The sequence below is a fragment of the Phocicoccus pinnipedialis genome (assembly GCF_903994035.1).
Classification (GTDB): domain Bacteria; phylum Bacillota; class Bacilli; order Staphylococcales; family Salinicoccaceae; genus Phocicoccus; species Phocicoccus pinnipedialis.
Map to the genome: position 1 here is coordinate 450,619 of NZ_CAJEWB010000010.1, position 17,613 is coordinate 468,231.

15 protein-coding genes are annotated in these 17,613 nt (G+C 36.5%); all 15 read right to left on the bottom strand.

Features of this window, described 5'->3' with window-relative positions; all coding sequences use genetic code 11:
* Nucleotides 1–84: 84 nt before the first annotated feature.
* Entirely contained in the window at nt 85–840 is a 756-nt protein-coding gene (locus H9D55_RS06505) for a TIGR00282 family metallophosphoesterase (RefSeq protein ID WP_186077905.1), read from the bottom strand.
* Nucleotides 841–894: 54 nt separating this feature from the next.
* Nucleotides 895–2,454: a ribonuclease Y gene (gene rny / locus H9D55_RS06510; protein ID WP_186077907.1), complete on the bottom strand. Its 1,560-nt coding sequence runs from the start codon at nt 2,452–2,454 to the stop codon at nt 895–897.
* A 140-nt stretch (nt 2,455–2,594) separates the two neighbouring features.
* The gene (recA, locus tag H9D55_RS06515) at nt 2,595–3,644 is read right to left on the bottom strand and encodes a recombinase RecA (protein WP_186078219.1); all 1,050 of its coding nucleotides are present in this window, start codon (nt 3,642–3,644) and stop codon (nt 2,595–2,597) included.
* A 158-nt stretch (nt 3,645–3,802) separates the two neighbouring features.
* Nucleotides 3,803–4,384, bottom strand: a complete 582-nt coding sequence (gene pgsA / locus H9D55_RS06520) for a CDP-diacylglycerol--glycerol-3-phosphate 3-phosphatidyltransferase (protein WP_186077909.1) — start codon at nt 4,382–4,384, stop codon at nt 3,803–3,805.
* A gap of 2 nt (nt 4,385–4,386) precedes the next feature.
* Complete coding sequence (locus tag H9D55_RS06525) at nt 4,387–5,163, bottom strand: helix-turn-helix domain-containing protein (RefSeq protein WP_208454739.1); 777 nt, start codon at nt 5,161–5,163, stop codon at nt 4,387–4,389.
* A 19-nt stretch (nt 5,164–5,182) separates the two neighbouring features.
* Nucleotides 5,183–5,869 carry an SDR family oxidoreductase gene (locus tag H9D55_RS06530; protein ID WP_186077913.1) on the bottom strand — a complete coding sequence of 229 codons (687 nt, stop codon included), beginning with the start codon at nt 5,867–5,869 and terminating at the stop codon, nt 5,183–5,185.
* Nucleotides 5,862–7,148: an EF-P 5-aminopentanol modification-associated protein YfmH gene (yfmH, locus tag H9D55_RS06535; RefSeq protein ID WP_186077915.1), complete on the bottom strand. Its 1,287-nt coding sequence runs from the start codon at nt 7,146–7,148 to the stop codon at nt 5,862–5,864. The genes H9D55_RS06530 and yfmH overlap by 8 nt, the downstream gene beginning before the upstream one ends.
* Nucleotides 7,129–8,394, bottom strand: a complete 1,266-nt coding sequence (yfmF, locus tag H9D55_RS06540) for an EF-P 5-aminopentanol modification-associated protein YfmF (protein WP_186077917.1) — start codon at nt 8,392–8,394, stop codon at nt 7,129–7,131. Before yfmF ends, yfmH begins: the two co-directional genes overlap by 20 nt.
* Nucleotides 8,395–8,406: 12 nt before the next feature.
* Nucleotides 8,407–10,809, bottom strand: a complete 2,403-nt coding sequence (locus tag H9D55_RS06545; RefSeq protein WP_186077919.1) for an FtsK/SpoIIIE family DNA translocase — start codon at nt 10,807–10,809, stop codon at nt 8,407–8,409.
* A 62-nt stretch (nt 10,810–10,871) separates the two neighbouring features.
* A complete protein-coding gene (locus tag H9D55_RS06550) occupies nt 10,872–12,548 on the bottom strand; it encodes a ribonuclease J (protein ID WP_235963132.1) in 1,677 nt (558 codons plus the stop codon).
* 12 nt (nt 12,549–12,560) lie between these two features.
* A complete protein-coding gene (pnp, locus tag H9D55_RS06555; protein WP_186077921.1) occupies nt 12,561–14,681 on the bottom strand; it encodes a polyribonucleotide nucleotidyltransferase in 2,121 nt (706 codons plus the stop codon).
* Between the two features lie 222 nt (nt 14,682–14,903).
* Nucleotides 14,904–15,173 (bottom strand): 30S ribosomal protein S15, encoded by a 270-nt coding sequence (gene rpsO / locus H9D55_RS06560; RefSeq protein WP_186077923.1) that lies wholly within the window; start codon nt 15,171–15,173, stop codon nt 14,904–14,906.
* A gap of 126 nt (nt 15,174–15,299) precedes the next feature.
* Nucleotides 15,300–16,238 (bottom strand): bifunctional riboflavin kinase/FAD synthetase, encoded by a 939-nt coding sequence (locus H9D55_RS06565; RefSeq protein ID WP_186077925.1) that lies wholly within the window; start codon nt 16,236–16,238, stop codon nt 15,300–15,302.
* Nucleotides 16,238–17,149: a tRNA pseudouridine(55) synthase TruB gene (gene truB, locus H9D55_RS06570; RefSeq protein ID WP_186077927.1), complete on the bottom strand. Its 912-nt coding sequence runs from the start codon at nt 17,147–17,149 to the stop codon at nt 16,238–16,240. The genes H9D55_RS06565 and truB overlap by 1 nt, the downstream gene beginning before the upstream one ends.
* Nucleotides 17,150–17,265: 116 nt before the next feature.
* Nucleotides 17,266–17,613: a 30S ribosome-binding factor RbfA gene (gene rbfA, locus H9D55_RS06575; RefSeq protein ID WP_186077929.1), complete on the bottom strand. Its 348-nt coding sequence runs from the start codon at nt 17,611–17,613 to the stop codon at nt 17,266–17,268.

The following is a 17,613-nucleotide window of genomic DNA, read 5'->3' on the forward strand; positions in this document are numbered from 1 at the left end:
CTCCTAGTAATGTAACTATAACAAAAATAATGCCTTTCTTTAAGAAACTTAGTGTGCTTTTAACAAAATCAGTCTATCGGACGACTAGCCTTCTAGCCTAATCTTCTCAATGGTTTTCAATTTAGTGTCAATAACAACTGCAGATAAAAGCCCAGGACCAATCTCTGGTACAATATGACGTTGTGGGAGTTGGTCAATAAAACGTTCTATAACTGCCTTACGATCGATACCTAGAATACCTTCGCTATATCCAGTCATTCCAACATCAGTAATATATGCAGTACCTTTCTCTAAGATTTTCTCATCATTTGTTTGAACGTGCGTATGCGTGCCTACTACTGCATTTACACGCCCATCTAGGTAGTAGCCCATTGCAATTTTTTCACTTGTCGTTTCTGCGTGAAAATCTACAAATGCTTCGTCATATGTATTTTCTTCTAAAATCTCATCGATCTTGGCAAACGGATTATCGATTGCTTCCATAAAACTACGACCTTGAATATTAGCAATGAGTAGTTTCACACCGTTAACGTTCACAACTTTAACTCCATCACCCGTAACACTATCCGGGTAGTTTGCTGGTCTAATGATATTTTTTGTCTCTAATAGTTCGTGGACTTCATCTTTATGGAATGCATGATTTCCTAATGTGATGAAATCTACACCGGCAACAGTCAGCTCTTTGTAGATGGCTTTTGTAATTCCTTTACCATGAGCACTGTTTTCACCATTCACGATTGTATAGTTGATATGATATTCCTTTTTAAGATCTGCTAAATGTTCTTTAACCATGCGTCGGCCAACCTTACCAACGATGTCCCCAATAAATAATATTCTCATAATAATCCTCACTATTTTATTAAATAAAAAAGATTGGAAACAGAGTTCCAATCTTTATTTGGCATATTCTACTGCCCTCATCTCTCGGACAACTGTCACTTTGATGTGCCCTGGATATTGCAGTTCATCTTCTATTTGTGCTTTTATGTCGCGTGCAAGACGATGAGCTTTGACGTCATCGATTTCTTCCGGGCTAACCATAATGCGGATTTCTCTACCTGCTTGAATCGCAAATGATTTCTCTACACCTGGGTAACCGAGAGCGATCTGCTCTAAGTTTTCTAATCGTTTAACATAGTTTTCTAGAGTTTCTCTACGTGCACCTGGTCTTGCAGCACTTAATGCATCTGCCGCTGCTACAATGATTGAAATTATATTTGTTGGTTCTACATCACCGTGATGCGACTCAATCGCGTTAATTACAATATCAGATTCTTTATAGCGTTTCGCTAAGTTTACACCGATTTCAACATGAGATCCTTCAATTTCATGGTCAATCGATTTACCGATATCATGTAATAACCCTGCGCGACGTGCTAATGAAACATCAAGTCCGAGTTCTGCGGCAAGCATACCCGCTAAGTATCCTACTTCAACTGAGTGTTTGAGGACATTTTGTCCATAACTAAGCCTGAATTTCATCTTACCTAAGTGCTTGATGAGTTCAGGATGTAAGTTGTGAATGTCCACTTCAAAGGCTGCTTGTTCACCTGCATCTCGTATTTCTGTTTCAATATTACGACGTGCTTTGTCTACCATTTCTTCAATTCTACCTGGATGGATACGTCCATCTTTTACAAGTTCTTCTAAGGCGTTTTTTGCAATAGTACGTCGAATTGGGTCGAAGCCTGAAAGAATTACTGCTTCAGGTGTATCATCGATTATTAAATCGACACCTGTGAGTGTTTCAATCGTTCTAATATTACGACCTTCACGTCCAATGATTCTGCCTTTCATTTCGTCGTTTGGTAGGTTTACAACTGATACTGTAGATTCACTTGTGTACTCAGCTGCATAGCGCTGTGTCACTGTCGCAAGAAGTTCCCTCGCGTCTTTTTCTACAGTTTGTTCCATTTCGGCTTTCTTTTCTTTGACCATTACAGCCATATCATGTGACAGTTCTTTTTCGAGTTCAGCAAAAATTTCTTGTTTTGCTTCATCTCTAGTTAGTCCGGAGATGCGAGTCAATTCTGAATTTTGTTGACTGATAATTTCGTTAATCTTTTCTTCTCTGGCATCTACCATTTGCTGTTTTTCTTCAATTTTTGCTTCTTTTGAATCAAGCATCTCGTCTTTTCTATCTAAGAGTTCACTCTTAGAATCAAGAGTCGTTTCACGATTCAAAAGCCTAGATTCAAATGATTTCAACATTTCACGTGACTCACTTGTTTCACGTTCAAATGCTTCTCTTAGTTTTTGATTCTCTTCTTTTGCTTCAAGCAACTTTTCTTTCTTCAAGTTCGTTGCTTCTTTTTCAGCTTCCGCAATAATATGACTTGCTGACGTTCGCGCTTGTTCCTGTCTCTTAGTTAACATATTATTAACGATAAAATATCCGATAACAACACCTAGGATAATACCAAATAAGATTAAGAAAATGTTTTGGAAGTCCACAAAATACACCTCCCTAAAGCTTATTTTTCAGTGTGTTGATTATAACGTATTTTAAATTTTTGAATTTATCATACATATTTATAGTATAGTTTATTTAAAAATAAATCAAGCACTAGGAATACCTAGTGCTTGATAAAAAATTAGTTATCGAATAATTTTTCTTCGTCCGTTTTCTCTTCTGTTGACTCTTCTTCCTTTTCACCATTGAAACCAAGTGCATCTCTTAAACGACTTTCAATATCTTCAAGAATTTCTTTGTTTTCGGATAGGTACTCTTTAACATTTTCTTTACCTTGACCAAGTCTCTCTCCATTATATGAATACCAAGCACCGCTTTTATCTACAATGTCATATTCTACACCTAAGTCGATTACTTCACCTGTACGTGAGATACCTTGGCCATACATGATGTCTACTTCTGCGATTCTAAATGGTGGTGCAACTTTGTTTTTTACAACTTTAATTTTAGTTCTGTTACCAACGATATCTTGTCCGAGTTTCAGCTGTTCAGCACGACGTACTTCTAAGCGAACTGAACTATAGAATTTTAGCGCACGTCCACCAGGAGTAACTTCTGGGTTACCAAACATAACTCCTACTTTTTCACGAATCTGGTTAATGAAAATCGCAGTTGTATTACTTTTCGAAATTGCACCTGAAAGTTTACGTAACGCTTGTGACATCAGTCGTGCTTGTAAACCAACGTGTGTATCTCCCATCTCCCCTTCGATCTCTGCTTTAGGAGTAAGAGCTGCTACTGAGTCTACTACTACGATATCAACTGCACCACTGCGTACGAATGCTTCTGCAATTTCTAATCCTTGCTCACCTGTATCCGGTTGAGAGAGGTAGAGGTTTTCAATATCTACGCCTAAGTTTTTTGCATAGACTGGGTCTAATGCATGCTCTGCATCAATGAAAGCAGCGATCCCGCCTTGACGTTGTACTTCTGCAATTGCGTGGAGTGCAACAGTTGTTTTACCTGAAGATTCTGGTCCATAGATTTCAATAATACGTCCTTGTGGATACCCACCTACGCCGAGTGCACGGTCAAGTGTAATTGAACCAGAAGATGTCGTGTTTACTTTACGACCTGGGTCATCACCAAGTTTCATAACTGATCCTTTACCGAATGCTTTTTCCATATTTTTAATTACAGTGTCTAATGCTTTTTGTCTTTCGCTCATAATAAACCTCCGAAATTTCCGATATATAAGTTCTATCAAATTATAACACAGCAAAAATAAAAAAGCGAATATACGTTCGCTTTTTTATTCGCAGTTATTTAATTTTACTTATGCAAAATTTAGCATATACACATAAATTATACCGTTGCTTAATAACTACTTTATTTTTGATTCTTAAATACATTTCTGCCTTTATAGAAATACTCAATCATTGAAAGTATTGTAAATAGTACAGCGATATACATAAATACCATACCAAGTGAGAACCCAGAGTATTTTACTAAGATGTCACCGAACAATAAAAATACGAGTGCAAGCATTTGGAAGACTGTTTTTATTTTGCCAAGTTGACCTGCTGCACTTACAAACCCTTGTTCGACTTGAAGCAGTCTTAAACCTGTTACTGCAAACTCGCGAGCGATGATAACAATTGCTATCCAGCTTGAGATTGTATCCCACTCAACTAAGACGATAAGTCCACTTGCTACAAGAAGTTTATCGGCAAGAGGATCTAAAAACTTACCCATATTTGTAATTAAATCTAATTTTCGTGCAAGGAATCCATCTAATGCGTCAGTTAAACTCGCAATTACAAAGATGATAGCAGCAATTAACTGCTCTACACGTATCTCTAATCCACCTAAAAAGCTTGTATTACCAAATCCGAAGTCGTTAATAGCAAAGATGATAAAAACAGGAATCAGTAATACACGTACTATAGTTATCTGATTTGGAAGATTCATAATTATTTCCTTTCTATATTAAACTGATAGAATACTGTTTTTTTGCCACTTCTATCTTCAGGATCTAACTGAATGTTGTTAATAGTAATGTTCATACTTGTTGCATCCTCAACAGCGAATAATAATTCTGTCGCATCATCGTTGATTTCATATTCACCTTCACTGATTGAGTCATAGACATATCCCGTATTTAGATTATCTGTTAAATTAACGAGTGTGTTTTTGGAATGGAATGCAAAGACAATAGGTTCAGATGTCTCAATGTTATAGACCAATGTATTACCATCAAGACCTACAAATTCCACTTTAGAATCTTTTTGAACTTCATCTTTTTGCTCTTTTACGACTGCACCTTCACTTGACACAGCATCATAAATTGGCTTTTTAGTAAATAAATTGCCGTCTGCTCCAATTTGTAAAAGTATAAACCAGATTACAAAAAGAGATAGGATAATCACACCAAGAGTGATGAGTGATTTTTTAAGATATAAAAACGAATCATTTTGGCTCAACTGTCTTGTTTCTATAATTTCTTTTTTTGTTGGTAACTCTTCTTTATAGCGCTCGATCAACTCATGTCCATTTAAGTTGAGTACCTCAGTGTATTCAAGTATTAATAACTTTGCGTGTTTTGGATTTGGGAGCTTTAAGAATTCCCCTGTTTCTATAATTTGTATGATAGATCTTTTTAAACCAGAACGTTCGGACATCTCTTTAAGAGTAATACCCGATTGTTCACGCCTTTTTCTAAGCAATGAACCAAGTTTCAATCGTTTCACCACATTTCTTTAATTACCATTAAGTATACCAACCACCATTAATATTGAATACCTCTCCAGTGATTGATTTTGAAGATTCACTGCAAATAAATTCGATAAGTTTCGCTACTTCATTTGGTTCTATAAATTTATTTTGTGGAAGTTCATCTAATAATATTTCCTGATCTGTCGTGCTCAGTTCATTCGTCATATGACCACTCACAACACCAGGAGCAACAGCATTAACCGTAACATTTGTTAAAGCAAGCTCTTTAGCTAGTGATTTTACAAGAGTATTTTGTGCACCTTTCATTGAGGCATAAATACTTTCGCAACTTGCACCAGCCTGCCCCCATATTGAAGATACAACAATAATTCTCCCATACTTACTCTTTTTCAATAATGGAAGTGTCGCCTGAATAAACAGCACCAAGTTCTTCATAGATAATGTGTACTGCGTATCCATATCAGTTATTGTTACGTCCTGAATCATTCCAAAATGCGAAAAACCCGGTGTGTAAATGAGAGCATCTAAATGAGTCAAGTCTTGCATCATTTCGTGTAAATCACGCAGGTTCACTTCTTTAGTTAGATTCATAAAGTAGTGTTTACTTGTAAATTTTGGTGTCCTCTTATTTGACACACTGATTACTTTGTCATTTTGAAATAGTTTATGAACAGCATTTCCGATATCTCCTGTTGCGCCAACAATTAATATATTACTCATAAGGTACAACCAGTGATTCTGACATATATTTAGGATCTAGTACTTCAACGAATGTTGCCTTGACATCCTCAAGTGTAATTTCTTCAACTATTGAAGGAATTTCATAAAGGTTATTTCCATCAAGTAAATATTTTGTATATTGATTTGCGATGTACTCTGGAGAGTCTAGTGAAGATAAGTAATCTCCGAGAAGCTCTCTCTTTTGAGATAAGAGCATTTCTTCAGTGAAGTAATCTGTAGTCTTCACTTCTTCAATAATATCTAAGATTCTATCAACAACTTCTTTAGAGTTACTACCGCGTGAAGTGAACAAAGTATGTCCATACGTATGTTCTGCAGAGAAACCAAAGTTAAATGACTCATCTATTAAAGATTCATTAATCATCTCATAGTAAAATTTCGACTGTGCTCCAAATACCATGTCTAGCGCAAACATCATGATAATATCGCGTTTGGCCTCATTATATTTGTCTTCTTCACCATGCTCTAAATATTTAAACCCTAGCATAAGTCTAGTATCTGAAACATTCATTGAAGTCTCAGATATTCTTTCTAGAACCGCTTTTGGCTCAACTTCAAAATGATGAGTAATCTCTTTTAAATCTTCAATGTTTCTGTTTTCTTGATGTGTGCGGATAAAATCAAACAACTCTTCAGTATCGAAATCACCAACGATGACCATAACCATATTGTTTGGCGCATAGAAAGTCTCATGACATAAGTATAGAGTTTCTTTTGTGATTTCACTGATCGACTCTAAAGTACCCGCTATATCAATACGAATCGGATGCTTTTGATAGAGTGATTCTAGTAGTTGGTTATACACTCTAAATCCTGGGTTGTCTTGATACATCTTAATTTCTTCATTAATAATACCTATTTCTTTTTTAACTGATTCATCTGTGAAAAATGGTTTCTCAACCATATCCATGAGCAGTTTTAAGTTTTCATAGAAATTTTCTGTACATGAAAATAGATAAGTTGTCCTGTCATATGATGTAAACGCATTCGCATTCGCACCTTTTTGAGAGAATTTATTGAATACGTCACCATCTTCTTTTTCAAACATTTTATGCTCTAAGAAGTGTGCAATACCGTCTGGGATTTTATAGCGCGTGCCGTCCACAGTAAAATCATTGTCAATTGAACCAAACTTCGCTGTATAAGTAACAAATTTCTTATTGAATCCACTCTTTTTTATATAAATAACTTCTAGCCCGTTGTTCATTTTTTCATGATAGACTGTCTCATCAATATCTTTATAATGTTTCACTTTCATTGGTTTCACCTCCAGTCAATGTATATACAGTATCGAGATGAGTATGTTTAGCCACATTTATTACAGATTCTCTCGTTACACGTGACAGTTGTTCATCAACGTATTCAAAATCAACGCCTGCTAAAAAATGTCCATATAGTGTTGCGATAACACCTTTTGGCTTATCCATTGAATCAAGTCTTGCAGATAAAAACTGATTTTTTGATTCTTCTAGAAATTCTTCAGTAAATTCTCCATTTCTGAATTTGTCTAATTCCTTCATAACATGAATTTCAGTTTCCTTCACTCTATTGAAATCAACCCCTGCAATCGCGAATAAAACACCATTTTTTATATCAAGTTCAGAATGAATTTGGTATGCGAGTGATAATTTTTCACGTAGATTCATGAAGAGATATGATGCGGCACTCCCACCAAACATTCTGTTGAAGATACGAGCACTCATCATGTCTGCTTGTTTTTTTTCGATTCTAAATCCTAGAATTGTCTTCGCTTGTTCAATCTTTTCGTAATCTGTTTGATAGTTGATGACATTTGTTATTTGTCCGTCGAATCCATGATATGGAAGCTTCACGTAATTATCCCGAGAATAGATTTTTTTCAAAGATTCCACTTCTTCGTCTGAAGTTTGACCAACAACAAGGATGACCATTTCATCTTCTTTCATCATCTTTTTGTGTTCCCTCATAATATCATCTAAGGTAATCGAATCAATATGTTCTATTTTACCAAATGACATATGACGGTTTGGTTCATCTTTAAACATGATGTTTAACATGTTGATATACGCACGCTGCATAGAACTATCCATGAGAAGTGACAACTTGTTCTTGTGAAGTCTCTTCTCTTGCTCAAGAAAAGCACTCCACTCCTCATTATATTCAAATGGTGTTGTGAGCATATCATTTAAGAATTCACATAAATCATTAAAGATATTTAAATCTTCGTGAATGAAGCGTTCATTTGCAAATTCAATCGTGAAGTTCACGACATGTGAGTCACCACGTTTAGTAGTCCCCTCAGTAAGGTGAGCCCCATAATATTTTGCCAAGAACTGAACAAGCTCTGTTTCAGTTCTTAGCTTCTTCGTACGCTTTACCATCATGCGTGACAGTATATTTCTAACTGTTGTTGTTTTTTCATCTAACGTATTTCTAAATGAGATACGTATCGTAAATGTTTTAAACTTATCTGTTCTAATATCGATAATTGGGATATTGTTTACAGTAGTTTCATTAATTTTCACATATAAAACCCCTTATACATCTTGCTCTTGTACGAGTACATTACGTGGTTTTGAACCACTTGCCGGTCCGATGATACCATTTCTTTCTAGATCATCAACGAGTCGTGCTGCACGGTTATACCCAATTCTAAATTGTCTCTGAAGTAAACTTGCAGAAGCGCGCTGTTCTTCTATAACGAACCATTTCGCTTCACCGTATAGTTCGTCTTCTGATTCAACTTCCTCTACCTCTTTTTTCTCTTGATTTAAAATAACCGATTTTTCGTAGTTTGCTTTCATTTGTGATGTTACAAATTCTACAACGTCGATCACTTCTTCGTCTGATAAAAACGCACCCTGAACACGTAGTGGTTTAGAGCGTCCGGAAGGTAAGAAAAGCATGTCCCCTCTACCGAGTAGTTTTTCTGCTCCACCAGAATCAATGATTGTACGCGAATCAGTAGATGAACTGACGGAGAACGCGATTCGCGATGGAATGTTTGCTTTAATAATACCTGTAATAACGTCAACAGAAGGACGCTGAGTTGCAATAATCAGGTGAATACCTGCAGCACGTGCCATCTGAGCAATTCTCGTAATTGATGCTTCGACATCTTTTGATGCGACCATCATCAGGTCTGCCAACTCGTCAATAATGACAACAATATAAGGCATCTGTGTGACCTTTTCCGGATTCTCAGCGTTTTTCTTTAAATATTTATTGTAAGCTGAGATATTTTTCGTGTGTGTCGCACTGAATAAGTCATAACGACGTTCCATCTCATTCACGATTCTATTTAACGCATCTGCAGCTTTCTGTGGATTCGTCACGACAGGACTAAGCAAATGCGGAATCCCATTATAAACATTTAATTCTACCATTTTAGGGTCAATCATCATCAGTTTCACTTCATGCGGCTTTGCATTAAGTAGTATTGATACGATAATCCCGTTAATACATACTGACTTACCACTCCCTGTAGAACCTGCTACAAGTAAATGAGGCATCTTGTTAAGTTCTGCCATGATCGGTGCTCCGGAAATATCTTTACCAAGCCCTACTTCTAATACGTTACTAGATGATTTACGCTTCATCACTTCACGTAGAGTTACCATCGAAACAACCGAGTTGGGCACTTCAATACCCACTGCTGATTTACCAGGAATCGGTGCTTCAATACGAATATCTTTAGCTGCTAAAGAGAGTGCAATATCATTTTGTAGATTGATAATTCTAGAAACTTTAACCCCGATATCTGGCTGAATTTCAAATTGCGTTACAGCCGGACCAATACGAATCTTAGAAACTTTCGCGCTTACACCAAAATTGTGTAGTGTTTCCTCTAAGACTTTCCCCTGCTGTAAAACTTCTTTGTTTGATACTTTCTCAACATTATCGGCATCTTTAAGCAATGTGATTGGTGGTACTTTATATTCGATAAGTGCTTTGATCTCAGAATCGTCGAGTTCATCTTCTTCTGTATTTGCTTTAGGTGCGTCTATGGTAATCGTTTCGTCAAGTTCTTCTTCCTCGTACTCAAGCTCTACAGAGTCATCTTTCTCAGTTTCAATCTTGAGGTCTGATTCTTCCTCATTAACTTCTAAAGTTGAGCTTTCATTAGTATCTTTGTACTCCTCATCTGAAACAAAAATTTGTGGTTCAAATCTTTCTTGAGCCTCTTTGACTGTCACTTCATCTTTCGTTTCTTTTTTCTTAAGGGCATCTAGAAGTGGCTTCTTACGCGAATGCTTCTTTTTTAATCTGGAAGCATTATCTTCACCAGAAGGTGTATCAGACTTCTCTTTATTCTCTCTAGCTTTAGATTTTACTCTTTGTGATGATACAGTTTCACTGATCTTCATGAATATACTCTTGAACATTTCGCCAACTTTAACGAAATCTCTTCTGAGCACTGCTTCAATACTTTGGTTTCTAATTAAAATAATCGCAAAGTAGATAAATACGAAAGATAACATCACCGTTCCAATGAAGCTAATTCCACTGCTTAAGAATGAGAACATCGACTGACCAATTGTTCCACCACCAGTGAAGTTTTTAAACCTTGTTTCTTCAATAAGTGCTCTGGTTTCCATAAATGTGTAGTAATTTTTAGTGAGTGGACGATTCGTAAAGTAAAGAATACTGTGGAATAAGTAAATGAATCCAAATTGTAAGAATACATAGCCCATCATACGTCTAGTAAACGGGAAATGGTGGTTCATTGCTACATAAATACTAGTCAGCACAATTATTACATACGTAAAGTATCGACTCGTTCCAAAAAGATACGTAAACATGGAATCGATATATGAACCAACTGAGCCAAGTTGAAAGAATGAAATTAATATAATTAAAATTAATACAAAGCTCGTGAGGGCAAAATATCGTTGTCTATCCTTCTTTTTACTACGTCTCGTACTTTTCTTTCTCGCCATAGCAAAAGTCCTTTCAATAAATAAAAAATGAGGAGATACTTGCGAGTATCTCCATAGTGTGATTATATTTCAGAAACGATTGGAATAATCATTGGTCTGCGTTTGGTGTTTTCAAATAGATACTTTCCTAGAGCATCTCTTACATTTTGTTTAAGTGTACTATAATCGACACGTCTATTTGATAACGACTCTTCAACAATTTCTCTTACGAGAGCTTCTGATTGTTTTAGTAGTTCTTCGCTCTCTTTAACATACACAAACCCTCGTGATTGAATCTCAGGTCCTGCTTCAATAGTTCTTGTCTCACGGTCAATTGTAACTACCGCAATGAAGATGCCATCTTCACTTAAGATTCTCCGGTCACGTAATACGATGTTACCAACGTCGCCAACACCTTTACCGTCGATTAATACATTACCCGCTGTTACTTTATCACTTGAAGACATTTCTTTCCCATTAAAGCTTACAACATCTCCTTTTTCTAGTAAGAAAATCTTTTCAGGATCAACACCTGTTTCTGTCGCAAGTTTTGCGTGTGCAATTTGTTCTTTAAACTCCCCTTGAACTGGGATGAAGTATTCTGGTTTAAATATGTTTAACATCATTTTTAATTCTTCACTTAAGCCATGACTTGAAGCATGAATGTCTGAAGTAGGTGTATTAACTTCTGCACCAGCTTTTACTAAATCGTTTATCGTACTGTATAATACTACTTCCATATTTGAAGATGGAGTCGTTAAGATATATACCTCATCGCCCTCTTTGATGTTCGTCACATCATGGGAACCTCTGCTCATACGACCTAAAGCTTCAATCGGCTCACCTTGTGAACCAGTAGCTATAATGACAACTTCGTTGTCAGGGTATTTTTTAAGTTCGTGTGAAGGAATTAATAATCCTTCGGGAATATCAAAATAGCCTAAGTTTCTGGCAACTTTAAAGCTAGACTCTAGAGTCTTCCCTAAGAACGTCACTTTACGGTTCGCTTTGTGCGCATTGGTTAATACTTGTTGAATTCTAACAAAGTTAGAAGCATAAGTAGATACGATGATTCGACCGCGAACTTTTAAGAAGCCACTTAATATATGACTCTCAATGATGTTTTCAGGTGTATTGTAACCACGTTTTTCTGCTTCAGTAGAATCACTGATGAGTGCAAGTACATCTTTGCTCTTAGCAATCTCATACATTTTACCCATGTTATAACCGTAATCACCTTCTAGACTTTGATCGAACTTAAATTCACCAGTGTAAACAATCTTCCCCCATTTCGTCTCAATTGAGCATCCGTATGAGTCTGGGATTGTATGTGATGTTTCAAAGAATTCAAATGAACAGTTTTTAAAGTTCATTCTTGATTCACTATTGATTGTAAAGAATTTTTGTTTCTTTCTAACCCTATGCTCTTTAAATCGCTCTTTAATTAAACCAATTGTTAATTTTGATGCATAAATTGGCGCATTTAACTCTTCTATGATGTAAGGTAAAGCACCAATTGAATCCTCATGTCCGTGAGAAACAAAGATTCCTTTTAGGCGTTCCTTGTTCTCTTTGACATAAGTAATGTCAGGGATTACGACATCGACACCGAGCATTTCATCCTCTGGGAACATCAATCCTGCATCTAGGATAAACATTTCATCCTCTACTTCGACGATGTACATGTTTTTAGCGATTTCGCCAACACCCCCTAGAGGGATGATTTTGATTTTTACTGTATCTTCTTTTTTCTCTGCCAACTTTACCCCTCCTTACTTATCTTTTTTCTCTTCATCATTCTTTAATAATACTTTACGTGATGCATTTACCCGGCCTTGTTTATCGATTTCAGTTACTTTAACTAAGAACTGATCGCCAATTTTAACAAAGTCTTCCACTTTTTCAACACGCTTGTTGTCGAGTTGAGATACGTGCACAAGTGCGTCTTTACCTTTATATAATTCTACGAATGCACCGAACTTTTCAACGCGTTTAACTGTGCCCATGTACACTTCACCAACAACAGCTTCTCGTGTGATGTCTTCAATAATTTTACGTGCTTTTGAGATCATTTCTTGATCTACTGCACCAATGAAGATTGTACCATCTTGTTCGATATCTAGAGTTACACCTGTAGCATCAATAATTTCATTGATTTTCTTACCACCAGGTCCAATAACATCGCGGATCTTGTCTGGTTTGATTGACATTGTTTCAATTTTAGGCGCATATTTTGAGAGTACTTCTCTTGGTGTTTTAATTGTTGCTAACATATTTTCTAAGATGTGTAGTCGTCCAACTCTCGCTTGTTCTAATGATTCGCGAAGAATTTCTTCTGCTAAACCATCAATTTTAATATCCATTTGAATTGCGGTGATACCTTTTTCAGTTCCTGCTACTTTAAAGTCCATGTCACCTAATGCATCTTCCATACCTTGGATATCTGAAAGAATTGTGTAGTTACCGTCTTTCATCATCATACCCATAGCAATGCCAGCTACTGGTGCTTTGATTGGTACACCTGCATCCATTAAAGCGAGTGTTCCACCACAGATCGATGCTTGTGAAGATGAACCATTTGATTCTAATACTTCAGAAACAACGCGGATTGTGTATGGGAATTCCTCAGTTGATGGAATTACTTGTTGTAATGCGCGCTCCCCTAATGCACCGTGTCCAATTTCACGACGACCAGGCGCACGTAATGGCCCTGTTTCCCCTACTGAGAAATGTGGGAAATTATAATGGTGCATAAAACGTTTTTCACTTGCTTCACCAAGGCCGTCTATGATTTGATATTCACTCATAGAGCCTAAAGTTGCTACTGAGAGCACTTGCGTTTGCCCACGTGTAAATAGACCTGAACCGTGTGTTCTTGGTAATAAACCAACCTGGGAATCTAATGATCTAATTTCGTCTGGCTTACGTCTGTCTGGACGGATTTTGTCTTCAGTAATTAAACGACGTACTTCATCGTATATCATTTCTTCAAATACACCACGTGCTACTTTAACGTCCGTTTCATACGTTTCGCTCTCTTCGTCAAAGAGTGCGATTACTTTTTCACGAATTTCACCTATTTGTGATTCACGTTCTTGCTTGTCCACAGTAAGAATCGCATCGGAAAAATTGTTTTTTTCTACAATTTCAATGACTCGAGCTTTTAATGAAGGGTCAACTTCTGCTGGAACGAATTCCATTTTTTCTGGGTTGATTGTTTCAATAATTTTGTTTTCGAAATCGATAACTTTCTTTATTTCTTCATGTGCAAAAAGAATCGCTTCTAGCATTTTATCCTCAGGTACTTCTTTGGCTCCCGCTTCAACCATATTGATTGCTTCGTAAGTACCTGCAACATCTAATTCTAATTCAGATGAGTTTAAAGCATCTTCACTTGGATTCACAATGAATTCCCCATCAACCAAACCAATTTTAACGCCAGCAATTGGTCCGTTAAATGGAATATCAGATACTGATAATGCAAGCGATGATCCTAGCATAGCTGCCATTGCAGTAGACGCCTCTGGATCTACTGATAATACAGATGAGATGATTTGAACATCATGTCTAAAGCCATCTGGAAATAAAGGTCTAAGCGGTCTATCGATCAGTCGGCTCGTCAATGTTGCTTCTTCACTTGGACGACCTTCGCGCTTATTAAATCCTCCCGGGATTTTACCTGCTGCATATAATTTTTCTTCAAAAGCAACTGTTAATGGGAAAAAGTCGATATCTTTAGGTTCTTTGGATGCTGTAGCTGTAGATAAGACCACAGTATCTCCGTAACGTACAAGTACAGCTCCATTCGCTTGTTTAGCTACTTCGCCATACTCAACGATTAATGGACGTCCTGCCCATTCTGTTTCAAACACCTGTTTGTTTGTTTCGCTCATAATTTTTATACTCTCCTCTATATACACTCTCTTTATCATACCATTTTTATTCCTTATATTATACCAAAAAAGTGAGTCTAAACATTGTGTTCATTAAGGAATTTGAATTCGCGATTCTTTTTTTAGCGATATAATAATACGCTTGTATATCTATAATATAAACCTTAAAAATAAAAGGCATGCCTCCTATAAAATAAGGAAACATGCCTTCATTCTACTATGTTAACGACGTAAGCCAAGTTTACCGATTAATTCACGGTAACGTTGAACGTCTTTATCACGTAAGTAAGTTAATAGGTGTTTACGACGACCTACCATTTTAAGAAGTCCACGACGTGAGTGGTGGTCTTTTTTATGAGTACGTAAGTGTTCGTTTAAAGTGTTGATTTCTTCAGTAAGAACTGCGATTTGAACTTCTGGAGATCCAGTATCAGTTTCGTGTACGCGGTACTCTTCGATTAATTGTTGTTTTCTTTCTTTTGACATTGACATAGCAATATCCTCCTTTTTCTTTATACGCTAATATCCGAGTGACAGTTGGAGTTTCTAATCACCAAGATAAAGCACTTAGATAAGTATACAAAACTCGACTCACTTTATCAAGTGATGTGCGCATTTCTATTTATCTTTTAATAACTCAATTGCCTTGTTTTTATCGTCTTGAATTGCTTCGATTAGAGCATCTAACCCATCAAATTTAAGTTCATGTCGAATGAAATGCTCCCAGTATACCATGACTGTCTCACCATAAATCGTTTGGTCGTAATCAATGATATGAACCTCGATTGTCACTTTATGGTTTTCATGGAATGTTGGTTTCACACCAATAGATGCGACACCTTTATAGATTTTAGGATCAGATCCAATCGTCATTGTTACCGCATAAACTCCAAGTGATGGTAAGAAGTATTTGAAAGACGGTTCGATGTTCGCTGTCGGAAACCCAATTGTACGTCCGCGTTTCTCACCCTGAACAACAATACCTTCGATTCCGTATGAACGACCAAGTAATCTATTTGCCTCTTCTAGCTTGTCTTCACTGAGTAATTTTCTGATGCGAGTCGTAGAAATTTTCTTTTCATGGTCTATTTCTTTTACAATACTCGTAGTATTGAATTCTTTGTATTGTTCAAGTGTGGAAATGGAACCCTTACCCAAACTCCCGTATGAAAAATCAAATCCTGCAATAACTTCTTTTACGTTGTTACCAATTAGATATTCTCTTACAAAAGTTTCAGGTGACAACTTTGCAAAAGTACTTGAGAAATTAATTACAAACAGATAATCTACGCCGTACTCTTCAAGTATTCTCTCTTTGATAGGGAGAGGCGTGATATAGGTTGTGCGTTGTTGTTTTGGATTTAACACAACAGAAGGATGTGGGTCAAATGTTAACACCGCTTTTTTTAACCCTTTTTTATCTGCGATTTCAATCATTTTGTTGATAACTTTTTGGTGTCCAATATGTAATCCATCGAAAAAACCAAGCGCAATTGCAATGTTTTCATTCTCATTTATTTTAAATTCATTTGGGTACTGCAGTCTGATAACTTCCATTACTTCATTAAATCCTCTCTTGTTAAAAACATTTTAAAGGGTTTATACCATCCAGGCTTTGTTGGATGTTTACGATAAATACCCACCGGCTTTTCTTCATAAGTAAATAGTACGCGATCTAAATCAGAACCAATTATTTTAATCATATCAATATCTGTGAGTTTTTGCCCAGTTGCAATACGAAAAATATCATTCTCATGTACGAGTTCTACTTTTTTTATATCATCTAAAATATTTATAATTGGGATTAGGTCATCTGGTGTCAAATCAACAAGTGGTGTAGTCTCTTCTATGAAGATACCGCAAGATAACGTACGCCGAAGTTTTGACATATGGGCATGAACACCTAGCTTACGTCCGATATCAACAGCAAGTGTTCTAACATACGTCCCCTTAGAACAGATGACATCTATGTCGAAGGAAATCGTATTTTCATCTTCTACGATATCGCCAACACGCGAAATCTCTTTAATTTCCACAGTGCGAATTGGACGTTCAACTTCGATATTCTTTCGTGCATATTCATATAATTTCTTACCGTTAATACGTACAGAGCTATACGCTGGCACTTGTTGGTCGTAATCACCTAAGAAGCTCTCAATTACTTCGTCAATCTTAGAAATATCAACTTGGTTAATATTTGACGTTTCGACCACTTCTCCTGTCTGATCTTCAGTGTCCGTGCTAAATCCGAGAGTCACAGTCGCACGATATCCCTTATCTCTCTCTTGCATGATTTCGGTGAGTTGAGTTGCACTACCAACAACAATCGGTAACACACCAGTCACTTCTGGATCGAGAGTCCCCGTGTGCCCTACTTTTTTCAAATTTATTAAACGCCGAACTCGTGCAACCACATCGTGGCTCGTCATTCCTACCGGTTTATCAACTGCAAAAATACCATTATACATAAATTTATCTCCTAAACTTTATCATTATAATTATACCGAACTTGATCCCGGTCAGAAAGTATAAAGATTAAAGTTAAAAAAAGCATGCTCCCATTATGGGAGCATGCTTAAACACTTTACTTCTCTTCTTTACTAATTTTGTTTAGTAATTCGTCAATACGGCTTCCGTATTCTACTGATCCATCGTAATTAAAGAAAATTTCTGGTGCTTTTCTCATACGTATTTTTTTAGCAACTGCTGTTCTAAATAATCCTTTGTATTTGTTAAGCATCTCTTTTGTTTTTTCTTTATCGTCATTCAGAGTCGTGAAGAACACATTCGCATTCTCCATCTCTTCTGTTACTTCTACTTCTGTAATCGTAATAAGACCTAAGTTGTCTTCTTTTTCATTTACTTCAGTAATTAAAGTTTCGCTGATTATTTTTTTAATTTCTTCAGCTACTCGGTCAGATCGTTTTACCAT